The sequence below is a fragment of the Xanthomonas sp. 60 genome (genome assembly GCF_011761925.1).
Genome location: NZ_JAASQW010000007.1, coordinates 30,991 through 56,064 on the forward strand (window position 1 = coordinate 30,991; position 25,074 = coordinate 56,064).

Here is a 25,074-nt window from a genome sequence, read left to right on the forward strand (position 1 = left end):
ATAGGTTAGGTGGATTTGCGTCACGCGTTCGGCACGAAAAGCGTCAGGGGCGTCGTCGCACACCCTGTTGAGCCTCTGCGGGTCGCTTTTTTGGAAGCAGGGGTGTACAAATGTCCACCATGGACTCGACAGATCTCCCTCCCCAACGTGCCGCCGTACTGGCCTGGTTGCGACAGGCCCTGACCTCGGGGCAGTCGCCCAGCCTGGCGGACATCGCCGAAGCCTTTGGATTTTCCTCGCGCAACGCCGCGCAGAAGCACGTGCAGGCGCTGTGCGAGGCCGGACTGCTGGAACAGATGAGCGGCCGCAAGCGCGGACTGCGCCTGCCTGGTGGAGCGGCCGAACTGCTGCCCCTGCCGGTACTGGGGCGGGTGGCGGCGGGCCAGCCGATCGGGGCGGATATCGGTCTGGACCAGCAACTGTGGCTGGACCGCCGGATGTTCTCGCCACGTCCGGATTACCTGCTGAAAGTGCAGGGCGATTCGATGATCGACGACGGTATCCTCGATGGTGATCTGGTGGGCGTGCACCGCACGCCCGTCGCCCGCGACGGACAGACCGTGGTGGCGCGCGTGGATGGCGAACTGACGATCAAGCGCCTGCAGCAGAGCGGGGACGCGGTGCGCCTGCTGCCGCGCAATCCGGCGCATGCGCCGATCGTGATCGAGCGTGGCCAGGATTTCGCGGTGGAAGGGGTGTATTGCGGCCTGGTGAGGCAGGGTTGAGATGGACGCCGCCCCGGACCTGCAGCAGTTGCTGGCCAGCCAGACGCTCTGGCATGCCGGACGCGGCAGCGCGCGGGGCGTGGAGGGCGAGCGGACCGGGCACGCCGGCCTGGATGCGCTGTTGCCCCAGGGCGGCTGGCCGCGCCGTGCGCTGACCGAGCTGCTGCTGCCTGCCGATGGCATGGGCGAACTGCAGCTGCTGCTGCCCACCCTGGCACGCCTGAGCCAGGCCGGTGAAACGGTGGCGGTGATCGCACCGCCCTACCTGCCGTATGCCCCGGCGTGGCAGGCCGCGGGCGTGGCACTGGAGCAGCTCCAGTTGATCGATGCCGCCCCGCGCGATGCGCTGTGGGCCTTCGAACAATGCCTGCGCAGCGGCGCCTGTGCCGCGGTGCTGGGCTGGCCGAAGCAGGCTGATGCGCAGGCGCTGCGACGGCTGCAGGTGGCCGCCGATACCGGCCGCTGCCTGGGTTTTGCGGTGCGCGAACGGCGGCACGCGGACAACCCTTCGCCGGCCGCGCTGCGGCTGGAAGCGGTACGCCCGGAGGCGGGCGAGCGCGGGGCGCGGGGGCAGGCGCTGGCCACCCGCTGGCAGGTACGCAAATGCCGCGGCGGCCCTGCGCCGGCGCAGGCATTCGCGCTGAGGGCAGGGTGAGCGGCGGCCATGCTCTGGGCCTGTGTCGTGCTGCCGCAGCTGGCGCTGGATGCCGTCCTTCGCCGCCACCCTGAGCCGGACACGCCGCTGGCGCTGGTCGGTGGCTCGGCGCAGCTGCGCACGCTGTATGCGGTGAACGCGGCGGCGGCGCAGGCCGGGTTGCGTGCAGGCATGCGCCTGACCGCCGCGCTGGCGCTGCTGCCGGATTTCCAGATGATCGAACACGATGCGCAGGCCGAGCCGCGCTGGCAGCGTTTCCTGGCCGGCTGGGCCTACCGCCACAGCTCGCTGGTGAGTGCGCAGTGGCCGGGCTGCATCGTGCTGGAAGTGCGTGCCAGCTTCCGGCTGCTGGGGCCGTGGCCGGTGCTGCAGGCACGCCTGCGCGAGGAACTGCAGGCGCTGGGGTTCCAGCACCGCATCGCACTGGCACCCACGCCCCGCGCGGCGCAGGTACTGGCCGGCCTGCGCGATGGCCTGGCGGTGGACCAGATGGCCGCCCTGCCGGCGCTGCTGGACCGCGTGCCGGTGCGGGGCGCGCGGCTGCCGGCCGATGCGGGCCAGCGGCTGCAGCAGATGGGCATCACCACCCTGCGCGGACTGCGCGCGATGCCGCGCGATGGCCTGCGCCGGCGCTTCGGGCTGCCGGTGCTGGAGCACCTGGACCGGCTGTACGGGCAGGTGGACGATCCGCTGCGCTGGTACGCACCACCGGATCATTTCGATTCGCGCGTGGAGCTGGGATACGAAGTGGAAAACCACACCGCGCTGCTGTTTCCGCTGCGCCGGCTGATCGGCGATCTGTGCACCAGCCTGTCCATCCGCGATGGCGGGGTGCAGCGCTTCGTGCTGCGGCTGGAACACGAACAGGGGCATACCGATGTGGAGGTGGGCCTGCTGGCGGCCGAGCGCGATGCCGCGCTGCTGTTCGAGCTCACCCGCAACCGCCTGGAACGCGCCAGCATTCCGCGGCCGGTGGTGGCCGTGCGCCTGCTCGCCCGCGAGCTGCCCACCTTCGTGCCGGCCAGCCGCGATCTGTTCGACACCCGCAGCCAGCAGCAGCTGCCGTGGCCGCAGCTGCGCGAGCGCCTGCGCGCGCGGCTGGGCGATGCCTCGGTCTACCGTGTGGCACCGGGCGGAGATCCGCGCCCGGAGCGCGCCTGGCAGCGCGTGGAGGGCGATCCGGCGGCGATCATGCAGGCGCCCGCGCGACCGCCGCGTCCGGCCTGGCTGCTGCCCGAGCCGGTGCCCCTGCGTGATCCGCAGGCGCGCATCGTGAGTGGTCCGGAGCGGCTGGAAAGCGGCTGGTGGGATGGCGCCGAAGCGCGGCGTGATTATTACGTGCTGGAAACGCGGCACGGCCAGCATGCGTGGGCCTTCGCCCGGCCAGGCGAGCAGGACGGCTGGATGCTGCACGGGTGGTTCGCGTGAGCCGCCAGGACGAACATGACGACGCACCGGGCGGACGCATGCCGCGGGCCTGGGAAACCCATCAGCGCCTGCAGGCGGCCAACGACGATGTGCCGGGCAGGGACGGATGGCCGGCGTATGCGGAGCTGCATTGCCTGTCCGATTTCTCGTTCCTGCGCGGTGCCGCCAGTGCCGAAGAACTGTTCGCGCGCGCACGCCAGTGCGGCTATGAAGCGCTGGCCATCACCGATGAGTGTTCGCTGGCCGGCATCGTGCGGGGCCTGGAAGCCTCGCGTGCCAGTGGCGTGCGGCTGGTGGTGGGCAGCGAGTTCACCCTGGTGTGTGGCCTGAAAATGGTGCTGCTGGTGCAGAACCGGGCCGGTTACACCCGTCTGTGCGAGCTGATCACCGTCGGGCGCCGCGCGGCCGGCAAGGGCCACTACCGGCTCACGCGCGAGGATGTGGAGCGCGCGGTGGCCGACGTGGCAGGCGAGGCGCTGGGCCTGTTCGCGCTGTGGGTACCGGCGGCCGCGCCGGATGCCGGACAGGGGCGCTGGCTGCAGCGTTGCTTCGCCCAGCGCACGTGGCTGGCCGTGCACCTGCACCGCGAGCGCGATGACGCGGCGCGCCTGCAGCAGCTGCAGGCGTTGGCTGCCCTGCTGGGGATGGACGCGCTGGCCTGCGGTGATGTGCACATGGATGTACGCCGCCGCCGCGTGCTGCAGGACACGATGACCGCCATCCGCCACACCCTGCCGCTGGCCGAGTGCGGAGCCTTCCTGTTCCGCAATGGCGAGCATCACCTGCGCAGCCGCCGCGCGCTGGGCAACATCCATCCCCCTGCGCTGCTGGCCACTGCGGTGGCGCTGGCGCGGCGCTGCACCTTCGCCCTGGACGAAGTCAGCTACACGTATCCGGCCGAGCTCGTGCCGGAGGGGCATACCCCCGGCAGCTGGCTGCGCGAGCTCACGCTGCGCGGCATGTGCGAGCGCTGGCCGGAAGGCGTGCCGGAGGGAGTGCAGGCGCAGATCGAGAGCGAGCTGGCCCTGATCACCAAGCTCGGGTACGAGGCGTTCTTCCTTACCGTGGAAGACATCGTGCGCTTTGCCCGCTCGCGGGACATCCTGTGCCAGGGCCGCGGTTCTTCGGCGAACTCGGCGGTCTGTTATGCGCTGGGCATCACCGTGGTCAATCCGGCCGAAAGCCGCCTGCTGATTGCACGGTTTCTTTCCGAGGAACGCAAGGAGCCGCCCGATATCGATGTGGATTTCGAGCACGAGCGGCGCGAGGAAGTGCTGCAGTACGTGTATGCGAAATATGGCCGTGAACGCGCCGCGCTGGCGGCCACGGTGATCCGCTACCGCGGCAAGAGCGCCGTGCGCGATGTGGCCAAGGCCTTCGGCCTGCCCGCCGACCAGGTGGCGCTGCTGGCCGAGTGTTTTGGTTGGGGCAATGGCGAGACGCCCATGGAACAGCGCCTGGCCGAAGCCGGTTTCGATCCGGAAAATCCACTGCTGCTGCAGGTGCTGGCCGTTACCGAACAGCTGCGCGACCATCCGCGGCATCTTTCCCAGCACGTGGGGGGATTCATCATCAACGATGGGCCGCTGAGCATGATCGTGCCGGTGGAGAACGCGGCCATGGCCGACCGCACCATCATCCAGTGGGACAAGGATGATCTGGAAACCATGAAGATGCTCAAGGTGGACTGCCTTGCGCTGGGCATGCTGACCTGCATCCGCAAGGCGGTGGAACTGGTGGAGCGCAAGCGCGGCCATCGCATCGATCTGGCGCGCCTGCCCGTGGATGATCCGGCCACCTTCGCGATGATCCGGCTGGCCGATACCGTGGGCGTGTTCCAGATCGAATCACGCGCCCAGATGAGCATGCTGCCGCGGCTGAAGCCCACCCGGTTCTATGACCTGGTGATCCAGGTGGCGATCGTGCGGCCCGGGCCGATCCAGGGCGGCATGGTGCACCCGTTCCTGCGCCGTCGCCAGAACCTTGAGCCGGTCACGTATCCGTCCGAGGGCATCGAGGCGATCCTGGGCCACACGCTGGGCATTCCGCTGTTCCAGGAGCAGGTGATGGAGCTGGTGATCCATGCCGGCTACGAGCCTCACGAGGCCGACCAGCTGCGCCGTTCGATGGCGGCCTGGCGCCAGGGCGGCGACATGCATTCGCACCGCGAGCGCATCCGTGGATTGATGAAGGAAAGGAACTACGACGATGGCTTCATCGAACAGATCTTCGAGCAGATCAAGGGCTTCGGTGCGTACGGGTTTCCGCAGAGCCACGCCGCCTCGTTCGCCAAGCTGGTGTACATCAGCTGTTTCCTCAAGCGCCACGAGCCGGCCGCCTTCGCCTGTGCGCTGCTCAACGCCCAGCCGATGGGTTTCTATTCGGCCAGCCAGATCGTGCAGGACGCGCGGCGTGGCAGCGCCGAACGCGCCGGCGTCGCGGTGCTTCCGGTGGATGTGTGCATCAGCGATTGGGACAACACGCTGGAAGGCGGGGATGACTGCGAGCAGCCCGCCATCCGCCTGGGCCTGCGCCAGCTGGCCGGCTGCAGCGAGGCGGCGGCGCGGGCGATCATGGCCGCGCGGGCGCAGCGGCCCTTCGCCGACGTGGCCGATCTGTGCCAGCGTGCGCGGCTGGATGGCAAGGCGCGCCAGGTGCTGGCCGATGGCGGGGCGCTGGCGGCCCTGGTGGGCAACCGCAACGCAGCCCGCTGGGCCGTGGCAGGCATTGAGCGCGCGCTGCCGCTGCTGGCTGGCAGCCCGGAGGAAAGCGCAGTGGCGCTGCCCGCGCCCGACCTGGCCGAGGAGATGCTTTCCGATTACCGCAGCAGTGGCCTGACCCTGGGCGCGCACCCGCTGTCACTGCTGCGCGCGCGGCTGCAGCGTGAACGCACCCTGGATTCACGCCAGCTGCGCGCGCTGGGCCACGGGCGCGGGGTGCACATCATCGGCCTGGTCACCCAGCGGCAGAAGCCGGGCACCGCCAACGGCACGGTGTTCGTCACCCTGGAAGACGAGCACGGCATGGTCAATGTGGTGGTGTGGTCGCGGTTGGCGCTGCGCCGGCGCAAGGCCCTGCTCGGCGCGCGCCTGCTGGGGGTGCGCGGGCGCTGGGAATGCGTGGAAGGCGTGCAGCACCTGATCGCCGGCGACCTGCACGATTTCAGCCACCTGCTGTCGGATCTGCAGGCACCTTCGCGGGATTTCCGCTGAACCCGTGGCGGGCATGCCGGCAGGGTGGGGCTGGGGGCTACCCGGGCGGCAGGCGCCCCCGGTCATGCATACACACACGTGACATGGTTTTCCGGTAGGGTGCGCACTCCGTTGGCCAGGACCGGCAGGTTCCAGGCACGACGGTTCGTCCACGGAGGTTGCATGAGCAAGCTGGCTTCACCCCAGAATGTCCCCGGTCCCGTTGTGCTTTCCACCCCGGAAGTGCAGCAGGCCCAGCACCTGCTCGCCCACCAGCAGATGCTGGTCGCGATGCAGCGCGCACGCCAGGCCGTCGCCGCCGACGCGCCGCGCAGCGAAGCCGCCCTCGGCTGACCCGCACCTGGCGGTGAGTCCGTAGGGCGCTGTTTCCTGACCCCCCGGTGCCGGCTCACCCCCCTTGCACTCTTTCCTGAATAGGGAAAAACTCGCCGTGACGCCTTTCGCACCTGACTTACATGAGTCGGCCTAGACTGAGCGGCATTTTTTCATTTCTGCGGGTGAGCGTTGGTGCGTTCCTGGAACACGAGACATCAGGCGCCTGCGGGGCGCTGCCGGTGAACACGCGGACGCCCCACGCGCCGCTGGACGCCGCACTGGATGCCGGGCAAGCCACTCTGCCGGCCGCCGCGCCACTGCAGATGCCCGAGCAGTCCCTGCGCAGCGGCACGCTTGCCCAGCCCCGCCACCGCACCTCGCCGCGGCTGATCGGGCTGCGCCGGGCGTACCTGTTCGGTGGCACGCTGGCGATGACCACCGTCGCCACGGGGATGATGTGGCGCGTGCTGTCACCGGGCGGTGTATCGGTACTGGAAAGCTGCCTGCTGGTGCTGTTCGTGGGCCTGTTCGGCTGGATCGCGCTGGCCTTCGCCAGTGCCGTGGCCGGCTTCCTGACCGCCGTGTTCGACCGCGGCTATCGCCTGGGCATCGACCCGGATGAGCCGCTGCCGGAACTGCACACGCGCACCGCGCTGCTGATGCCGACCTACAACGAAGATCCGCGCCGGCTGCTGGCCGGCCTGCAGGCGATCTACGAATCGGTCCGCGATACCGGCCAGATCGCGCGGTTTGATTTCTTCGTGCTCAGCGATACCCGCCGCGAGGACATCGCGCGTGCCGAGGAGGAGGTCTTCGCCGAAGTGCGCAAGGCCCTCGGCGCCGAGAGCCATCTGTTCTACCGCCGCCGCGCCGACAACGGCGGCCGCAAGGCCGGCAACATCGCCGACTGGGTGCGCCGGTTCGGTGGCGCCTATCCGCAGATGCTGATCCTGGATGCCGACAGCCTGATGACCGGCGACACCATCGTCCGCCTGGCCTCCGGCATGGAGCGCAACCCGGATGTGGGCATCATCCAGACCCTGCCGGTGGTGGTCGGCGGGCATACGCTGTTCGCGCGCATGCAGCAGTTCGGCGGCCGCGTGTACGGGCCGGTGATCGCCCGCGGCGTGGCGTGGTGGCACGGCGCGGAAAGCAATTACTGGGGCCACAACGCGATCATCCGCACGGTGGCCTTCGCCGAGCAGGCCGGGCTGCCCGAGCTGCCGGGCAAGGAGCCGTTCGGCGGGCACGTGCTGAGCCATGATTTCGTGGAAGCGGCGCTGATGCGTCGCGGTGGCTGGGCAGCGCACATGGTGCCCTACCTCAAGGGCAGCTATGAAGAAGGCCCGCCGACCCTCACCGACATGATGGTGCGCGACCGCCGCTGGTGCCAGGGCAACCTGCAGCACGGCAAGATCGTGGGCAGCCCGGGACTGCACTGGATCAGCCGGGTGCACATGCTGATCGGCATCGGTCATTATTTCACCGCCCCGATGTGGGGCATGCTGATGCTCATCGGCATCGCGATCCCGTTGTTCCAGGGCGGCATCGACATCAACGGCGTGCTGCATCTTTCGCCGAGCCTGTACTGGCGCCACCAGGATGAGGTGGAAGTGGTCCGCCTGTTCGGCGCGACCATGGTGGTGCTGCTGATGCCCAAGGTGCTCGGCTATCTGGCCACGCTGCTGGACCGCGTGGACCGGCGCGGCTGCGGTGGCACCGTGCGGGCGTTCATCGCGATGCTGCTGGAAACCGTGCTCGCCGCGCTGATGGCGCCGGTGGTGATGTATGTTCAGTCACGCGGCGTGGCCGAGGTGCTGGCCGGCAAGGATTCAGGCTGGGATGCGCAGCAGCGCGACGACGGCCGGGTGGACTGGCGTGCGCTTGTACGCAGTTATGGTGGCCTGAGCCTGTTCGGCGCATTCATGGGCAGCCTGGCCTACGCGGTGTCGCCGGCGCTGGCAGCGTGGATGGCGCCGGTGGTGCTGGGCATGGTGCTGTCCATTCCAGTGGTGGCGCTGACTTCTTCGCGCGGCCCGGGCACCTGGCTGCACCGTGTTGGCCTGATGGATACCCCGGAAGAAAACACGCCGCCGCAGGTGCTGGTGCGCGCCGCGCAGCTGCGTCGACATGCCGCCGAGCTGCCGCCGCTGTACTGAGGGGCGGCGGCCATCAGCCGGGCAACGGCAGCGCAGCAGGCCAACAGCACGCATAATGCGTGTTGAACGCACAGGAGCCGCACATGCTGCAGACCGTAGAACACGAAACCGGCGCCTCGCCCAACTGGTCGGTCATCTGGCTGCATGGGCTGGGCTCGGATGGCCACGATTTCGGGCCGGTGGTGCCCGAGCTGGTACGACCCGGCTGGCCCGCGCTGCGCTTTGTGTTCCCGCATGCCCCGGTCCGTCCGATCACGGTCAACAACGGCGTGCCGATGCGCGGCTGGTACGACATCGTCGGCATGGATTTCCGCTCGCGTGCGGACATGGAGGGCGTGCAGGCCTCGGTGCTGGAAGTCGATGAGCTGATTGCCCGCGAAGTGGCGCGTGGCGTGCCCGAAGCCCATATATTCCTGGCTGGTTTCTCACAGGGCGGCGCGGTGGTGCTGAGCGCCCTGCTGGCGCGCACGGCGCCGCTGGCGGGCGTGATCGCCCTGTCCACCTACCTGCCTGATGCCGAGCGCACCGCGCGCGTGGACCACGGCGTGCAGGCCCCGGTGTTCATGGCCCACGGTACACAGGACCCGGTGGTACCGCATGCCGTGGGGGTGTTCAGCCATGACATCCTGACCGGTCTCGGCCTGCCCGTGCAGTGGCAGGACTACCCGATGGGCCACCAGGTCTGTGCCGAGGAAATCACCGCCCTCGGCGACTGGCTGCAGTCGCGGCTGTCGGCCGGCTGAGCGGTGGCCACCGCCGCCGGCGCCGCGTGGATGCCCGAGCTGTGCCGGGTGCCGCGCGTGGCCACGCTGCTGGTGCTGGCCCAACTGGTGGTGGTGATCATGGCGCTGGTGCCCGATGGCAGCCGGCACTGGACCGCCGGCGAACTGCTTTCGGCCAGTGCATTCGCACTGTGGCTGGCGCTGGCGGTGAGCGGCAGCCTGTGCGCGCTGCACCGGGTGCTGTCACGGCTGCCCGCCGTGCTGGGGGCACCGGCCGCGGTGGCCCTGGCGGCCCTGATCGCGGTGCTGGGTGCGGGCATCATCCATGCCCTCTACGCGGCGCTGGGCGATACGTTCGCCCGTGAGGTGGGTTTCTGGCGCTTCACCCTGGGCAGTGCGGCGACCACCGCGCTGATCACCGCGCTGGCGCTGCGCTACTTCTATGTCAGCGACCGCTGGGCGGCACAGGTGCAGGCCAACGCGCGTGCGCAGGCCGACGCGCTGCAGGCCCGGATCCGGCCGCACTTCCTGTTCAACAGCATGAACCTCATCGCCAGCCTGATCCGCCGCGACGCCGGCGTGGCCGAGCGCGCGGTGCTGGATCTTTCCGATCTGTTCCGCGCGGCGCTGGGCGCGGGCGAGGGCGATGCCACGCTGCGCGAGGAATGCGAGCTGGCCGAACGCTACCTGTCGATCGAGACGCTCCGCCTTGGCGAGCGGCTGCAGGTGCGCTGGCAGCGCGAAGAGCCCCTGCCGTGGGCGCAGCCGATGCCGCGGCTGGTGCTGCAGCCCTTGGTGGAAAACGCGGTGCTGCACGGCATCTCGCGCCTGCCCGAAGGCGGCACCATCGAACTGGCGCTGCGCTGCGAAGACGGCCTGTTGCGGCTGAAGGTGCGCAATCCTTCGCCGGACCCGCAGGCGCCCGGGTTGCTGCTGGCACGCGGTGCCGGCCATGCCCAGCACAGCATCGCGCACCGGCTGGCGTGGCGTTTCGGCGCAGGCGCTCGCATGACGGCAGGCTGGGACGAGGGCTACTATGTCTGCGAGATCACCGTGCCGGTCAAATGAGGGAGCCGACGTGAGGGTAGTGATCGCCGACGATGAGCCGCTGGCCCGCGAGCGCCTGCAGGCCCTGCTGGGTGAGCTTCCAGGGGTGGACGTGGTGGCCGAGGCCGGCAATGGCGAGCAGGCGTTGCATGCCTGTGCCGAGCACCAGCCGGACCTGGTGTTGCTGGATATCGCCATGCCGGGCCTGGATGGGCTGGAAGCAGCGCGCCACCTGGCGACCTTCGAGCCGCGCCCCGCCGTGGTGTTCTGCACTGCCTACGATGCCCATGCGCTGTCGGCCTTCGAAGCGGCTGCCATCGATTACCTGATGAAGCCGGTGCGGCCGGAACGGCTTGCGGCGGCGGTGGAGCGTGCCCGTGTGTTCCTGGCGGGCCGCAGCGAAGCGGCAGGGTCGGGCGAGGGGCCTGCACGGACGATGCTGTGCGCGCGCCTGCGGGGCAGCCTGCGCCTGATTCCCGTGGAGGACATCCATTACCTGCAGGCCGAGGAGAAATACGTGGTGGTGCACCACGCGCGCGGCGAAGACCTGATCGAAGAGTCGCTGCGTTCGCTGGAAGAAGAGTTCGGCGGTCGTTTCCTGCGCATCCACCGCAACTGCCTGGTCGCGCGGCACGAACTGCTTGAGCTCAAGCGCACGGCCTCCGGCCAGGTGCAGGCCGTGCTGCGGCACGGACGCCAGCCGCTGGAAGTGAGCCGGCGGTGCGTAGCGAACCTGCGCCAGGAACTGCGCGACCTCTGACGGCGCCACCCCGCATGCGCAGGCCGCTCGGCGGGAGCCGCACCGATGCGGGATAATGCCCGCATGGACAGCCTTCGCATCGCCACCCGCAAGAGCCCGCTCGCCCTTTGGCAGAGCGAATACGTCGCCGACCGCCTGCGCGCGGTGCATCCGGGACTGCATGTCGAACTGGTGCCGATGAGCACGCGCGGCGATGAAGTGCTGGACCGTTCGCTGGCCGCGATCGGTGGCAAGGGGCTGTTCCTGAAGGAACTGGAGCTGGCGATGCTGCGCGGCGAAGCGGACTGCGCGGTGCATTCGCTCAAGGACGTGCCGATGGAGCTGGACGCCCCGTTCGTGCTGTCGGCCATCCTGCCGCGGCATGACCCGGCCGATGGCTTCGTCTCCAACCTTTACGCGTCGCTGGATGTGCTGCCGCCCGGTGCGCGGGTGGGAACCTCCTCGCTGCGCCGGCAGGCGCAGTTGCGCGCGCTGCGCCCGGACCTGCAGCTGCTGGACCTGAGGGGCAACATTAATACGCGGCTGGCGAAGCTGGACAACGGCGGCTACGACGCGATCATCCTGGCCGTTGCGGGGCTGGAGCGCTTGAACCTGGGCCATCGGATCGTTGACCGGCTGCAGCCGCCACAGTGGCTGCCTGCCCCTGCACAGGGCGCCGTGGCGGTGGAATGTGCGGGGGGCAACGCGGCGCTGCTGCAGCTGTTCGCCCCGCTGGACGATGCGCGTACGCGCGCCTGCGTGGAAGCCGAGCGGGCGATGAACCGTGCATTGCATGGCAGCTGCCATGTGCCGGTGGCGGCCATCGCGCAGTGGCAGGATGATCAGCTGCACCTGCAGGGCGCGGTGGGCAGCGTGGCCGATGGCCGCGCGGTGCGGGCCGAGGCCACGGGGGCGGCGGCCGATCCGGAAGCCCTGGGTCAGCGCGTGGCGGCACTGCTCCTGGAAGGTGGCGCGGCGGAGCTGCTGGTCCAGGTCTGAGCCCGGATCGCCAGCGAACGGCGAAGCCCCTCGCGGTGGGCGCTGGCTGCAATGGCGCCTGGTCGGCCGGGTGAATCGGGCGGGGGACGGCAAAAGCTGCTCCTGCGTGCCTCGCCTCGCGCCATCCATGGCGCGACACGCCCCCACCCGACCCACCCGCCCGCCCCCCGGACAGTTTCCTGCTGCGCCCACCACGGGAAAGAAAAAAGAAAAGCAGAAGCAAAAGCCGCGCGTGACCAGGTCCCGGGCGGCTTCTGCTTTTCTTTTTTCTTTTCCGTGGTGGGTGCCACGGGACATGTCAGAGGTCGGGCGGTGGGGCTGGGTGGGGGTGTTGAGCGCCAGGGATGGCGCGAAACAAGGCCCGCAGGAGCGGCACTTGCCGTCCCCCACCCAGCCCCAACGTCCGACCCATCCGCAGCCAAGCTGCACAACCAGCACCCACCGCGAGGGGCTTTGCCGTTCGCCGGCCGCCCCGCCGGAGCCTGCCGCTTACTTGAACTTGTAGACCACGTTCATGGTGGTCAGCGTATCGGTCTTGCGCTTGTCCTGGCCCACGTCGCTGTTGTGGCGCGCCTGCCAGCCGGCCTTCAGCGCCAGATGCTCGTTCATGCTCACCGCCACCCCGAAATCGTTCTGCGCGAAGGTGTTGTACGAACCGGATTCGACCAGCAGCGTGTTGACCAGATCGGTATTGGGGGTCAGCGTGTACTTCACATCGAAGAAGCCACGGCCGATCAGCCCGGTGCGGGTTTCATCGTCTTCGGTGTTGTGCGTGCGGCGCACACCCGGACCGATCTGCGCATCGACATAGAAGCGGTCGTTGTCCAGCAGGCGCGTGCCGTAACCCAGACCGAACGAGCTCTGGCGGTCATAGGTAGCAAAATCGTCCTGCTCGTAACGCACGGTGGCGGTCAGCTGGCGGTGTTCGCCCAGCTGCAGCGCGCTGCCGGCACTGCCGGTGTAGCGGTTGGCTGTGGTGCTGGAGACGCGCGTGGTGGTGCCGTCGTCGGAGGTCTGCGTGGCCTCCGAGCGCGAGCGCAGGCCGAACAGGTCCATGCTGTGCACCCAGTCGTCATCGGTGTAGCGCAGGCGCAGGCGCCCGTTGGCGCTCTCGGTGTTGCTGTTGCCGCGTGCCGAAGCAAAACCGAACTCACCCCCGCTGCCGCTCCAGGGCGAGGTCATCGCCGCAAGTTCGGCCGGATCCTGCGCGAACGCGGCAGGCGCGACCAACATCAAGGGGAGCAACAGGTGGGGGACACGCAGGGACATCGAGATTCTCCGAAGGCGGCACAGGCAGGGGGTGATGATAGCGTTTACATCCGATCGATCCTGAGCGGACAGGGTGTCCGCTTCAGCCGGGGTTTCCTCTCTGCCCGGGTCAGGGAAGCGGCACCTGCAGCGTGGGATCGTCCAGCCGCGTGTAACGCAGGGTCAGGCGGAAGGGGTGGTCGCCGTTGAAACCATCGCGCTGGATCTGCCGTGGCAGTCCGTCAGCGCCGATCCAGTACTGCAGGGTCTCCCCGCTGCCGGCACGGCCATTGACCAGATAATGTCGCGTGGGCACGTCGTCGAGCACCACCGCACCGCGATCCTCCACCGCCATGCCGTGCAGATCAGCGTCCGGCGGCAGCGGGCTGCGCCATTGCGCGAGCAGGCCCGGCGGCACGGGCACCTGCTGGATGCGGTCTTCGCCCTGCAGGAAGAACGTATCGCCGATGACGGTCTGTACACCGCCGGCGCCCTCGATGCGGTAGCGGTCCGGGGCGACGAAATCCAGCCGGGCCCGGGTGACCTGGCCGGCGCGCGCGCCGTGCAGGATCATCTCGGCGTGGAAGCTGCGCAGGTTGGCAAAGCGCCGCGTGGCGGCCAGCAGGGCCTGCGCCGGATCTGCCGGTGCCGCCGCCGTGGGCAGTGCCGCAGGAACGCTCTGGGTGGCGGGGGCGGAGGACTCGCGGTCGCAGCCGGCCAGCAGCAGAACGCTGGCAAGGGCCAGCAGGGAGGGCATCGGGCGCATGGCGTGGCAGGTCCGGACGGGCAGGGTGCACACCATAGCCGATCATCGACGCCACAACGGCGGTGAGTCGGACATAATCGGGGCCATGGACCGATACGAACGCATTACCGCACTGCATCGCCTGCTGAAGTCCGCACGGTACCCGGTCACCGTGGCCACCCTGCAGGACAAGCTGGGGTGTTCCCGCGCAACGGTGTACCGCGATCTCGCGTTCCTGCGCGATGCGCTGATGGCGCCCATCGAAGGCGACGGCGAGGCCGGCTTCCGCTACATGGCCGAGGAAAGCGACCGTTTCGAACTGCCCGGTCTGTGGCTCAGCTCGGAAGAACTGCACGCCCTGCTGGCCTCGCAGCACCTGCTGGCGCGCACCGGCGGCGGCGTGTTGTCGTCTGTGCTGGCACCGCTGCAGCAGCGCATCGAAGGGTTGCTGGCCGCACAGGCCGGCGTGTCCAACTGGCCGGTGGACCGCGTCCGCGTGATCCCGCACCGGGTGCGCAAGTTCGATGAAGCCAGCTTCCGCAGCGTGGCCTCGGCAGTGCTGGAGCGCCGCCAGCTGGCCTTTGAATACCGCGCGCGCTCCACCGACGAACCCACCCGGCGCACGGTCTCGCCACAGCGGCTGACCCATTACCGCGACAACTGGTACCTGGACGCCTGGGACCATGACCGCGAAGCCTTGCGCAGCTTTGCGGTGGACCGCATCAACAAGGCCCGCGTGGTGGATGCGCAGGCCACCGATGTGGCCGAGACCGAACTGGACGCCCAGCTGGGCGCCAGCTACGGCATCTTCTCCGGTGCACCCAAGGGATGGGCGACGATCGTTTTCAGCCCGAAGGCGGCGCGCTGGGTGGCCGATGAACACTGGCACGCCAACCAGCAGGGCCGCTATCTGGCAGACGGGCGCTACGAACTGAAGGTACCGTACAGCGTGTCCCGGGAACTGCTGATGGACGTGCTGCATTATGGGTCCGATGCCGAGATCATCGAGCCGGCCATGCTGCGCGAGCAGGCCAAGGCGCTGCTTGAGTTGGCGCTGACCAATTACGAGCGCAAGTGAACTTCCTTCCTGATCGAGCAAAACGCATGAAAAAACGCCTGTTGTTGCCTCTCCTTGCCGCCACCCTCGCCATTGCCGCGTGCGGCAAGTCCGGCGAGTCCTCGCAGAAGCTGGTGGTGGCCGCCACGGCGGTCCCGCACGAGGAAATCCTGGGCGTGGTCAAGCCGCTGCTGCAAGCGCAGGGCGTCGAGCTGGAAGTGCGTGTGTTCAATGACTACGTGCAGCCCAACGACCAGCTGGTGCAGAAGCAGGTGGACGCCAACTACTTCCAGACCGAGCCTTACCTGGATGCCTACAACCGCGATCGCAAGACCTCGCTGGTGACGGTGACCGGCGTGCATATCGAACCCTTCGGTGCCTACTCGCGCCGGATCAAGACCCTGGCCGAAATGCCCGACGGTGCGGACGTGGTGATTCCCAACGACCCGAGCAACAACAGCCGCGCGCTGATCCTGCTGCACCAGGCCGGGGTGATCCAGCTCAAGGACCCGGGCAATTCGCTGGCCACCCAGCGCGACATCACCGCCAATCCCAAGCACCTGAAGTTCCGCGAGCTGGACTCGGCCATGCTGCCGCGCGTGCTCGACCAGGTGGACCTGGCGCTGATCAACACCAACTACGCGCTGGATGCCGGCCTCAACCCGACCGAGGATGCGCTGGCCATCGAGAGCAAGGACTCGCCGTATGTGAACTTCCTCGTGGCGCGTGCCGACAACAAGGACGATGCGCGCGTGCAGAAGCTGGCGGCCGCGCTGCACAGCCCGGAAGTGAAGAAGTTCATCGAAGACAAGTACAAGGGCGCGGTGCTGCCCGCGTTCTGACTGCCGCACGCGGCGCCGACCCTGTGTCGGCGCTGCCGGCGCTGCCGGCGCCGTCACGGCGCCGGGTCGACCTGGAAGGCGAGGGTAGCCGCCACGGCGCGCTGCCATCCTGAGTAAAGCACCTGGCGGCGCTCGGCGCTCATTGCCGGCGCGAAGCGGCGGTCAACGCGCCACTGGCGTGCGATCTCCCCGCGGCTGTGCCAGAAACCCACCCCCAGGCCCGCCAGGTACGCCGCGCCGAGCGCGGTGGTCTCTGCCACCTGCGGCCGTACTACCGGCACGCCCAGTACATCGCTCTGGAACTGTGCCAGGAAATCGTTGGCGATCGCCCCACCGTCCGCCCGCAACTCCTTCAGCTCGATGCCTGCATCGGCCTGCATGGCAGACAGCACGTCGCGGGTCTGGTAGGCCATTGATTCCAGCGCCGCCCGGATGAAATGCTCCTTGCGCGTGCCCCGTGTCAGGCCGAACGTCGCCCCGCGCACATCACTGCGCCAGTACGGCGCACCCAGGCCGACGAAGGCCGGCACCAGGTACAGGCCGTCGCTGTCGGGTACCCGTTCGGCATAGGCCTGGCTGTCGCTGGATCGGCCGAACATGCGCAGCCCATCGCGCAGCCACTGCACCACCGAACCGGCCACGAAGATCGAGCCCTCCAGTGCGTACTCGACCTCCCCGTCGAGCCCCCAGGCGAGAGTGGTCAGCAGGCCATTGCGCGAGGCCACGGCCTGGCGGCCGGTGTGCATGAGCATGAAGCACCCGGTGCCGTAGGTGTTCTTGACCATGCCGGGCTCGAAACACGCCTGGCCGAACAGCGCGGCCTGCTGGTCACCGGCCATGCCGGCAATGGGGATGCGACGATCCAGGAACAGGCGTGCCTGCGTGTGCCCGAGCACGCCGCTGCTGTTGGCAACCGTGGGCAGCATGGCGCGCGGGATATCCAGCAGGGCCAGCAGATCGTCATCCCACTGCAGCGTGTGGATGTTGAACAGCAGCGTGCGTGATGCATTAGTGTAGTCAGTGACATGCGCGGCGCCGCCGGTGAGGTTCCATACCAGCCAGCTGTCCACGGTGCCGAACAGCAGCTCGCCGCGCTCGGCACGGGCCTGTGCGCCGTCCACATGGTCGAGGATCCAGCGGATCTTGGTGGCTGAAAAATACGCGTCCACCAGCAGCCCGGTACGCGCGCGGATCAGCGGCTCGTGGCCTTCGGCCTTGAGCCGGTCACAGATGGCCTGGCTCTGCCGTGACTGCCAGACCACCGCGTTGTGGATCGGCTGGCCTGTCGCCCGGTCCCAGACCACCGTGGTCTCGCGCTGGTTGGTGATGCCGATGGCCGCGATGCGCGACGGGTCCACCTGCGCGCGGTTGAGCAGCTCGGTGATGGTGGTATAGACGCTGGTGAGCAGCTCGCGCGGATCATGCTCGACCCAGCCCGGCTGCGGGAAACTCTGGGCGAACTCGCGCTGCGCCTGCCCTGCGACATGCCCGGCGCGGTCGAACAACAGGGCCCGCGAACTGGTGGTGCCCTGGTCGATGGCAAGGATGAGGTCGGGTTCCATGGGCAGATCCTGGGTCGCGAGCGTGCCCCATTCTGCGATGGATGGTCGGCCGGGACATCAACATGGCAAACGACAACGGGCCCCGAAGGGCCCGTTGCGTTCAAACCTTGGCTTGGCGGCACCGGGAAAACCGGTGCTGCCAGGACGGGCTGCTTAGAAGCGAGCGCCGATGCCGAAGCCGACGGTCCACGGATCCAGCTTGGCGTCTGCGCCGGTGCCCTGGCCACCCACGGTGACTTCCGGACGGGAGTGCATGTAACGCGCGTCAGCACGGGCAAACCAGGTGGAGTTGATGTTCATGTCCACGCCCACGGTGCCGATGGCGCCCTTGGCGGTCTTCAGGCCGATATGATCGGTGGTGGTCGGGGCAACCAGCTGTTCGTTGCTGAAGTTCGACTCATAGTAGCCAGCGCCGACGAACGGACGGAACACGTTGTCCGCCTGGCCGAAGTGGTACTGCGCGCTCAGCGCGACCGGCTGCTGCTCGACACTGCCCAGGCGCTCGTTGCCGCTGCCACGCACGCGGTGGTTGAACTTGTCGGCCGCGCCCCACAGCTCAACGGCGAAGTTGTCGTTGATGTAGTAGCTGAAGCTGACGGTCGGCGCCGGGCCGCCGTCGAACTTGCGCACGCCCTCGACCGGATCGTTCTTCGGCTGCAGCAGCGCCACGCCGCCGACGACGGCGAAATGCTTGCCCGAAGCGGTCTCAGTGGTGCTGGTGGTGGAGTAATCCTGGGTGGTCGCGTAGTCCTGTGCGAAGGCGGCCGGCGAGAACGCAGCGGCGGTCAGCAGGGACAGGCTCAGAATCTTGATGGTTCGCATGGGGGTCGCTCCTGGATGTAGATGTTTCGGGTCCCCTCTGCGGGGTGGGGCCAACGTATTCCTGCGAACATGAATCGAATCCGACGCGCGTTAAAAATTAGTTGGACCTGTTCAGCCAATTCGACGCCAAGCCTTGTATTCATAGGATTTGATGCAATTTCTGGTGTTCATTGACATGGTTGAAATGTGATCGAAAACGACACATGCGTCGGCCTTGCCGCGCAGATCCGCCACGATGCACGCGTGCTGGTGCTGGGTTCCATGCCGGGCAGGGCCTCGCTGTGTGAGTCGCGCTACTACGCGCACCCGCGCAATCGTTTCTGGCCGTTGATGGAGGCACTGTGCGGGGTGGAGGCCACGCTGCCCTACACCGAGCGCCTGCAACGACTGCACGCGCTGGGCATCGGGCTCTGGGATGTCATCGGGCGCTGCCAGCGCCGTGGCAGCCTGGATGCAGACATCGTGCGCGGCAGTGAAGTGGCCAACGCGATCGGCGTCCAGGTGGCGGCACTGCCCCGGCTGCGCCTGATCGCCTGCAACGGCGGCGCGGCCCATGCGGCGTTCATGCGGTTCATCGTCCCCGGGCTGCCAGCGCTGCCGGGCCTGCAGGTGATCGCACTGCCATCGACCAGCCCGGCCAACGCCGCATGGTCGCTGCCGCGGTTGACCGCCGCGTGGCAACCGGTGGGCGCGGCACTGGGCTGAACCCCTGCCGCTCCATACGCCAGCGACTGTTCCGCGGCCTGTATGTCAACGCGCAGGGTGTACCTGTGTGTCCCGGGACAGAAAGGCTGGAAAGCGACATCAAGTGTTGGCGAGGGGGCGCCGCTGGCCGCACAATAGACGATTCCCTACACCAGATTGCCGGAGTTATCCCCATGGCCGAAATCAAGGAAGCCCTCGTCCCCGATATCGGTGACTACAGCGATATCCCGGTAATCGAGGTGCTGGTCGCCGTCGGGGACACGGTCAAGAAGGATCAGGGCCTGGTTACCCTGGAAAGCGACAAGGCCACCATGGAAGTGCCGTCCTCGGTGGCTGGCGTGGTCAAGGAGATCAAGGTCAAGGTCGGTGACAGCCTCTCTGAAGGCAAGGTCGTGGCACTGATCGAGGTCGCCGCGGGCGACGCCCCGGCCGCCACGCCGGCCCAGGCACCCAGGCCGGCCGCTGCAGCGGCTGCGCCCGCACCGGCTGCGAAGACGGCCGAACCCGCTGCGGCGGCGCATGGCGCGCCCGCTGGTGCCCCTGCCGCAGGCGGCGCTGCGGTGGAAGCCCGCGTGCCGGACATCGGCGATTACAGCGATATCCCGGTCATCGAAATCCTGGTCGCCGTGGGCGACACGGTGAAGAAGGACCAGGGCCTGGTCACGCTGGAGAGTGACAAGGCCACGATGGAGGTTCCCTCGTCGGTGGCCGGCGTGATCAAGGAGATCAAGGTCAAGGTCGGCGACACCCTGTCCGAAGGCAAGGTCGTGGCGATCATCGAGGCGGAAGGTGCCGCTGCCGGTCCGGGTGCGGACAAGCCGGTGGCCGAAGCGCAGGATTCCGAAAGCGACAGCGCCGTGGAGCCGGTCGCTGTGGCGTCCGAGCCGGATCGTCTGGCCGCGCGTGAAATGGGTAAGGTCGCGGCGGGCTCCGCTCCCGCTGCCAGCGCGCCGTCCGCACCGTCCGCCGGGTCGCCCAGCACCCCGCCCGTGCAGTTCAACGCTGACAGCGTGCTGCCGGCGAAGGTGCCGTACGCCACCCCGGCCGTGCGCGTGTTCGCCCGCGAGCTGGGCGTGGACCTGCTGCAGATCAGCGGCAGCGAGAAGGGTGGCCGCATCACCAAGGGCGATGTGCAGAAGTTCGTGAAGTCGGCCTTGTCCGGCGGCGCGGTGACCGGCCAGGCGCCGGCCGCCCAGGGCGGCGGGCTCAACCTGCTGCCGTGGCCGAAGGTGGATTTCAGCAAGTTCGGCGAGGTCGAAACCCAGCCGCTGTCGCGCATCAAGAAGATCTCCGGTGCGAACCTGGCGCGCAACTGGGCCATGATCCCGCACGTCACCCAGTTCGAGCAGGCCGACATCACCGATCTGGAAGCCCTGCGCGTGGCGCTGAACAAGGAGAACGAGAAGGCCGGCATCAAGCTGACCATGCTCGCGTTCCTGGTCAAGGCCAGTGCCGCGGCGCTGAAGAAATTCCCGGAGTTCAACGCCTCCCTCGATGCCAGCGGCGAGAACCTGACCCTCAAGAAGTACGTCCACATCGGCTTTGCCGCCGATACCCCGAACGGCCTGGTCGTACCGGTGATCCGCGACGCGGACAAGAAGGGCGTGGTGCAGATCGCGCAGGAAAGCGGCGAGCTGGCGAAGAAGGCGCGCGACGGCAAGCTGGGCCCGGCCGACATGAGCGGCGGCTGCTTCTCGATCAGCTCGCTGGGCGGTATCGGCGGCACGGCGTTCACGCCGATCGTCAATGCCCCGGAAGTAGCCATCCTCGGCGTGTCCAAGTCGTCTATACAGCCGGTCTGGAACGGCAAGGAATTCGCACCGAAGCTGATGCTGCCGCTGTCGCTGAGCTACGACCACCGCGTCATCGATGGCGCCCTGGCCGCACGCTTCACCACGTACCTCTCCCAGGTGCTGGCCGACATGCGCCGCGTGCTGCTGTAAGGCACCGCCTCGCCCCCACCGTGCGGCCGCAGCCCTTGGCGCGGCCGCCTGACGAACTGCAGTGAGCCTGCCGGCAACGCCGGTCGGGCATGAGGAAAACCACCATGGCCACGATTGAAGTCAAGGTTCCCGACATCGGCGATTACAACGATGTGCCGGTGATCGAAGTATTGGTCGCCGTCGGCGATACGGTGAAGAAAGACCAGGGTCTGGTGACCCTGGAGTCGGACAAGGCCACCCTGGAAGTGCCGTCCTCGGCGGCGGGCGTGGTCAAGGAAGTGAAGGTCAAGCTCGGCGACTCGCTGTCCGAGGGTGCCGTGGTCGTGGTGCTGGAGAGCGAGGGCGAGGGCGCCGCACCGGCTGCCGTGGCGCCTGCTGCGGCACCGGCACCGGCACCTGCCGCGGCCGCACCGGCCAGCAAGCCGCCGGTGACGCCCTCGCACCGCGCCCCGGCCGAGCCTGCAGCGCCGAAGTCGGCGCTGGCCAGTGGCAAGGCCGCTGACATCGAATGCGAAATGGTCGTGCTGGGCTCGGGCCCGGGCGGCTACACCGCCGCCTTCCGTGCCGCCGACGTCGGCCTGGAAACGGTCCTGGTGGAGCGCTATGCCAGCCTCGGCGGCGTCTGCCTCAACGTGGGCTGCATCCCCTCCAAGGCGTTGCTGCATGCCGCTGCGGTGATCGACGAAGTGGCCCATGCCGGTGAGTTCGGCGTGGAGTTCGGCGCGCCGAAGATCACGCTCGACAAGCTGCGCCAGTACAAGGAAAAGGTGGTCAACCAGCTGACCCGGGGCCTGGCCGGCATGGCCAAGCAGCGCAAGGTGCGCAGCGTGCAGGGCGTGGGTACGTTTGTTTCGGCCAACGAGCTGGAGATCACCGCCGCCGATGGCAGCACCCAGCTGCTGCGGTTCAAGCAGTGCATCATCGCCGCCGGTTCGCAGGCGGTGAAGCTGCCGAACTTCCCGTGGGACGACGACCGCGTGATGGACTCCACCGATGCGCTGGAGCTGGCCGAAGTACCGGGCACGCTGCTGGTCGTCGGCGGCGGCATCATCGGCCTGGAAATGGCCACCGTCTACGCTGCGCTGGGCAGCAAGGTGACCGTGGTGGAGTTCATGGACCAGCTGATGCCGGGCGCCGACAAGGACCTGGTCAAGCCGCTGGCCGACCGCCTGAAGAAGCAGGGCGTCGAGGTCCACCTCAAGACCAAGGCCTCCGGCGTGACCGCCGAGGCCAAGGGCATCACCGTGACCTTCGAAGCGGCCGAGGAAGGCCAGGCACCCGCACTCGCGCAGGGCACCTTCGACCGCGTGCTGGTGGCCGTGGGCCGCTCGCCGAACGGCAGGAAGATCGGCGCGGAGAAGGCCGGCGTGCAGGTCACCGAACGTGGCTTCATTCCGGTCGACCGGCAGATGCGCACCAACGTGCCGCACATCTTCGCCATCGGCGATATCGTCGGCAACCCGATGCTGGCCCACAAGGCCACGCATGAAGGCAAGCTGGCGGCCGAAGTGGCGGCCGGCCACAAGAAGGAATGGGTGGCGCGGGTGATTCCGTCGGTGGCCTACACCAACCCGGAAATCGCGTGGGTGGGCGTGACCGAGACCGAAGCCAAGGCCAAGGGCCTGAAGGTCGGCGTGGCCAAGTTCCCGTGGGCCGCCAGCGGCCGCGCGATCGGCATCGGCCGCACCGAGGGCTTCACCAAGCTGATCTTCGACGAAGAGACCCACCGCATCATCGGCGGCGCGATCGTCGGCGTGCATGCCGGCGACCTGCTGGCCGAGATCGGCCTGGCCATCGAGATGGGGGCCGAGGCCGAGGACATCGGCCACACCATCCATGCGCACCCAACGCTGAGCGAGTCGGTGGCGATGGCGTCGGAAATCTACGACGGCACGATCACCGATCTGTACATGCCGAAGAAGAAGTAAGTCGCTCCAGACCCCGGCCCCGGCCGGGGTTTTTCGTTGCGGGCCTGCACCGGTTGCACGAGGCCGGGCAGTAGGGAGAGGAAACGGCGATGCGTTTTCCTACGGCGCAGTGAAGTGCCGCGTTGGAACATGGCCACGTACGCATGAGCGTGCGCCCTTGCAACGAGAGATCGCCATGAACACGTCTTTGCTCCGGACCGCCTCCGCCCTGATGCTGCTTGCAACTGCCACGGCCGCCACGGCCACACCCATCGGCACCCTGTCATCGGAGCAGGCGCAGGCTGCATCGGAGTGGCGTTACTGGCGTTGCCCGGTCGTCGACAGGCAGGGCAACGTCATTCTCGACCTGATCCCGGCCGCCCGCACGCGCGAGGAGGCCATCGCGGCCGTGACCTACGAAGCCGAGCTGGTGGGTGGCACCCTGGTCGACTGCTACCCCGCCGGCGGATGACGCCAAGGTCAGCCGCAGGCGGACATGAAAAAGGGGCCCACTGTCGGGGGCCCCTTTTTCGTTGCGGTCAGGCGCCGCCGAAGGGCGGCTCAGCCTGGCCTCAGAAGGAGACGCTCAGGCCGGCCACCGGGCCCTTGAACTCCTGCTTCAGGCCCACGATGCCGTCGCTGCCCTTCTGGTCGACGTCCAGCTTGAAGTAATCGTAGCCGGCGAAGATGCCGAACTTGTCGGTCAGGCGGTATTCGACGATGGCGTTGGCGCGGGTCAGGTCGCCGTCGTAGTCATCGAAGCTGCCCCAGCTGGTGTTGAGGTACTGGCCCTGCAGGTTGATCAGCCAGCGATCGGCCGGGTTGAAGGTCAGGCGCGCACCCACGACCGGGGCCACACCGTTTTCCTTTTCGTCCAGGAAACGGCCGTTGTAGACGTTGCCGAGGTCGGCGTAGCCCTTGGCGCTGACCTGGGCCCATTCGGCACCGATCTGCAGGCCGAGGTCGAAACGATCGGTGTCCACGACCGAGTAGTCATAGACCAGCGTGGCCACCTGGTACTTCAGCTCGGCCTTGACGAAGCTGCCTTCCGGCACGCTGATGTCACCGAAGGCGATGCCGTCGTTCAGGGTCTCGCGGCGGTCCTTGTCCCACTTGAAGTAATCGAAGATCAGGCGCTGGCGGTCGCTCATGCGGAACACGCCGTCCACGCGCGGCTCCCATTCCTTGCCGCCGAGGTTGAAATCTTCGTTGACGTTCACATCCTGGCCGGCGATGGTCGTGCTGCCACGGATGGTGTTGTCGGTGTCCACGTTCATGGCGCCCAGGCGCAGCGTGAAGCGGTCATCGCCTTCGGCAGCGTGCGCGGAGGAGGCAAAACCGGCGCCGACGGCGACCAGCGACAGAGCGAGCAGAGAGGGCAGCGGACGCATCAGCGAATCCTTGGGGGTGATGTGGAATTGATGCATCACTATCCCCACGGCCGTGTCGACCATCCGTGAACGTACGGTAGAAGTCCGGTTAACTATTCAGCAATCGGAGCGACCTGGCCCCTGCGGCGCAAGGCATCGCGGCTGAAAAAGTGGCCCCGCCGGCTTCAGCGGGGCCACCCCCGAATGACCTGCGCAGGAGCGTGGACGAGGAACACCGTGCAGGTCGAAGGATCAGACCACGACGGGGCGGAAAAGTTCAACGTGGTGCAGTGCAGGAAGGCAACCCGCCCGTGCTGTGGCATTGTCCCGTCCTGGAGGGGGTAAACTGCCGACCTCGCAGCAACATGCGTCGTTCCGGGATGAACACGCGGCGGTTGTCTCGCAAATTGTCCCGTTGCTATACTTTGGCGGCTCGAGAGGCGCGAAGTCGCAGCCTCACGCCAATCATCTTCATTTGTGTGGGACATCCTGTGCTGAACTCCGCTGAAGCGGGTCGGCGACTGATGCTGCGCGCCGCGGTGTATCCGCTGGTCGCAGTGGCTGTCCTGGCTCTGGTTTTCCTGGTGGTGAGTCCGAAACACGCGCTGGGCGCGCTGGCCTCCGGACTTGCGGTCGCCACCGGCGGCTGGGTCGCGGCACGGATGGCACTGGGCGGCGGGGTGCAGGCGGCAGGCTCGGCCATGGCGCGCCTGATTGTCGCGGTGGTGGCCAAGTGGGCATTGGTTTTCGGTGTGCTGGCGGTGGGTTACCTGGTCTTCAAGCTGCCTGCATTGGCGCTGCTGGCAGGAATCGCGGTCGGGCTCATGTTCCAGGTCCTGGCCCTGGCCAGGCAATAACAGTATTCAAATAAC

The 25,074-nt window shown here is 68.1% G+C and carries 22 protein-coding genes; 17 read left to right on the plus strand and 5 right to left on the minus strand.

Features of this window, described 5'->3' with window-relative positions; translation table 11 throughout:
• Positions 1 to 119 precede the first annotated feature (119 nt).
• The 10 genes from lexA to hemC all read left to right on the plus strand — a co-directional run bounded on the left by lexA (position 120) and on the right by hemC (position 12,001).
• Positions 120 to 725, plus strand: a complete 606-nt coding sequence (gene lexA / locus FHY09_RS13830; protein ID WP_166927481.1) for a transcriptional repressor LexA — start codon at positions 120 to 122, stop codon at positions 723 to 725.
• A gap of 1 nt (position 726) precedes the next feature.
• Entirely contained in the window at positions 727 to 1,380 is a 654-nt protein-coding gene (imuA, locus tag FHY09_RS13835) for a translesion DNA synthesis-associated protein ImuA (RefSeq protein WP_166927482.1), read from the plus strand.
• A gap of 9 nt (positions 1,381 to 1,389) precedes the next feature.
• Positions 1,390 to 2,808, plus strand: a complete 1,419-nt coding sequence (locus FHY09_RS13840) for a Y-family DNA polymerase (protein WP_166927483.1) — start codon at positions 1,390 to 1,392, stop codon at positions 2,806 to 2,808.
• A gap of 38 nt (positions 2,809 to 2,846) precedes the next feature.
• Complete coding sequence (locus FHY09_RS13845; protein ID WP_166927646.1) at positions 2,847 to 6,020, plus strand: error-prone DNA polymerase; 3,174 nt, start codon at positions 2,847 to 2,849, stop codon at positions 6,018 to 6,020.
• 162 nt (positions 6,021 to 6,182) lie between these two features.
• Positions 6,183 to 6,353, plus strand: a complete 171-nt coding sequence (locus tag FHY09_RS13850; RefSeq protein ID WP_166927484.1) for a hypothetical protein — start codon at positions 6,183 to 6,185, stop codon at positions 6,351 to 6,353.
• A gap of 215 nt (positions 6,354 to 6,568) precedes the next feature.
• The gene (mdoH, locus tag FHY09_RS13855) at positions 6,569 to 8,494 is read left to right on the plus strand and encodes a glucans biosynthesis glucosyltransferase MdoH (RefSeq protein WP_456362828.1); all 1,926 of its coding nucleotides are present in this window, start codon (positions 6,569 to 6,571) and stop codon (positions 8,492 to 8,494) included.
• Between the two features lie 83 nt (positions 8,495 to 8,577).
• Positions 8,578 to 9,237 carry an alpha/beta hydrolase family protein gene (locus FHY09_RS13860; protein ID WP_166927486.1) on the plus strand — a complete coding sequence of 220 codons (660 nt, stop codon included), beginning with the start codon at positions 8,578 to 8,580 and terminating at the stop codon, positions 9,235 to 9,237.
• 30 nt (positions 9,238 to 9,267) lie between these two features.
• Positions 9,268 to 10,284, plus strand: coding sequence for a histidine kinase (locus FHY09_RS13865; RefSeq protein WP_166927647.1), 1,017 nt, complete (start codon positions 9,268 to 9,270; stop codon positions 10,282 to 10,284).
• Complete coding sequence (locus FHY09_RS13870; protein ID WP_208407882.1) at positions 10,253 to 11,023, plus strand: LytR/AlgR family response regulator transcription factor; 771 nt, start codon at positions 10,253 to 10,255, stop codon at positions 11,021 to 11,023. Before FHY09_RS13865 ends, FHY09_RS13870 begins: the two co-directional genes overlap by 32 nt.
• A gap of 63 nt (positions 11,024 to 11,086) precedes the next feature.
• A complete protein-coding gene (gene hemC, locus FHY09_RS13875; RefSeq protein ID WP_166927488.1) occupies positions 11,087 to 12,001 on the plus strand; it encodes a hydroxymethylbilane synthase in 915 nt (304 codons plus the stop codon).
• Positions 12,002 to 12,490: 489 nt separating this feature from the next.
• Here the strand turns inward: hemC and FHY09_RS13880 are convergent, their stop codons facing one another.
• Complete coding sequence (locus FHY09_RS13880; RefSeq protein ID WP_166927489.1) at positions 12,491 to 13,270, minus strand: DUF481 domain-containing protein; 780 nt, start codon at positions 13,268 to 13,270, stop codon at positions 12,491 to 12,493.
• A 109-nt stretch (positions 13,271 to 13,379) separates the two neighbouring features.
• Complete coding sequence (locus FHY09_RS13885; RefSeq protein ID WP_166927490.1) at positions 13,380 to 14,015, minus strand: hypothetical protein; 636 nt, start codon at positions 14,013 to 14,015, stop codon at positions 13,380 to 13,382.
• Positions 14,016 to 14,100: 85 nt separating this feature from the next.
• On the opposite strand from FHY09_RS13885, the gene FHY09_RS13890 reads away from it, so the two are divergent.
• The gene (locus tag FHY09_RS13890; protein ID WP_166927491.1) at positions 14,101 to 15,072 is read left to right on the plus strand and encodes a helix-turn-helix transcriptional regulator; all 972 of its coding nucleotides are present in this window, start codon (positions 14,101 to 14,103) and stop codon (positions 15,070 to 15,072) included.
• 26 nt (positions 15,073 to 15,098) lie between these two features.
• Positions 15,099 to 15,893: a MetQ/NlpA family ABC transporter substrate-binding protein gene (locus FHY09_RS13895; protein ID WP_166927492.1), complete on the plus strand. Its 795-nt coding sequence runs from the start codon at positions 15,099 to 15,101 to the stop codon at positions 15,891 to 15,893.
• Positions 15,894 to 15,946: 53 nt separating this feature from the next.
• On the opposite strand, the gene glpK is transcribed toward FHY09_RS13895, so the two are convergent.
• Together glpK and FHY09_RS13905 are read right to left on the minus strand one after the other, a co-directional pair.
• Positions 15,947 to 17,455 (minus strand): glycerol kinase GlpK, encoded by a 1,509-nt coding sequence (glpK, locus tag FHY09_RS13900; protein WP_166927493.1) that lies wholly within the window; start codon positions 17,453 to 17,455, stop codon positions 15,947 to 15,949.
• A 153-nt stretch (positions 17,456 to 17,608) separates the two neighbouring features.
• Positions 17,609 to 18,277: an OmpW family outer membrane protein gene (locus FHY09_RS13905; protein WP_166927494.1), complete on the minus strand. Its 669-nt coding sequence runs from the start codon at positions 18,275 to 18,277 to the stop codon at positions 17,609 to 17,611.
• Positions 18,278 to 18,463: 186 nt separating this feature from the next.
• On the opposite strand from FHY09_RS13905, the gene FHY09_RS13910 reads away from it, so the two are divergent.
• The 4 genes from FHY09_RS13910 (at position 18,464) to FHY09_RS13925 (ending at position 23,304) form a co-directional block, all read left to right on the plus strand.
• Complete coding sequence (locus tag FHY09_RS13910) at positions 18,464 to 18,982, plus strand: DNA-deoxyinosine glycosylase (protein ID WP_456362821.1); 519 nt, start codon at positions 18,464 to 18,466, stop codon at positions 18,980 to 18,982.
• A gap of 173 nt (positions 18,983 to 19,155) precedes the next feature.
• Complete coding sequence (aceF, locus tag FHY09_RS13915) at positions 19,156 to 20,925, plus strand: dihydrolipoyllysine-residue acetyltransferase (RefSeq protein WP_166927495.1); 1,770 nt, start codon at positions 19,156 to 19,158, stop codon at positions 20,923 to 20,925.
• 104 nt (positions 20,926 to 21,029) lie between these two features.
• Positions 21,030 to 22,853, plus strand: coding sequence for a dihydrolipoyl dehydrogenase (lpdA, locus tag FHY09_RS13920; RefSeq protein WP_166927496.1), 1,824 nt, complete (start codon positions 21,030 to 21,032; stop codon positions 22,851 to 22,853).
• A gap of 175 nt (positions 22,854 to 23,028) precedes the next feature.
• On the plus strand, positions 23,029 to 23,304 hold the full coding sequence (locus tag FHY09_RS13925) for a hypothetical protein (protein ID WP_166927497.1): 276 nt from the start codon (positions 23,029 to 23,031) through the stop codon (positions 23,302 to 23,304).
• A 100-nt stretch (positions 23,305 to 23,404) separates the two neighbouring features.
• On the opposite strand, the gene FHY09_RS13930 is transcribed toward FHY09_RS13925, so the two are convergent.
• Positions 23,405 to 24,214, minus strand: a complete 810-nt coding sequence (locus FHY09_RS13930; protein ID WP_208407904.1) for a hypothetical protein — start codon at positions 24,212 to 24,214, stop codon at positions 23,405 to 23,407.
• A 479-nt stretch (positions 24,215 to 24,693) separates the two neighbouring features.
• Between FHY09_RS13930 and FHY09_RS13935 the strand changes: the two genes are divergently transcribed.
• On the plus strand, positions 24,694 to 25,059 hold the full coding sequence (locus tag FHY09_RS13935; protein ID WP_456362822.1) for a hypothetical protein: 366 nt from the start codon (positions 24,694 to 24,696) through the stop codon (positions 25,057 to 25,059).
• Positions 25,060 to 25,074 lie beyond the last annotated feature (15 nt).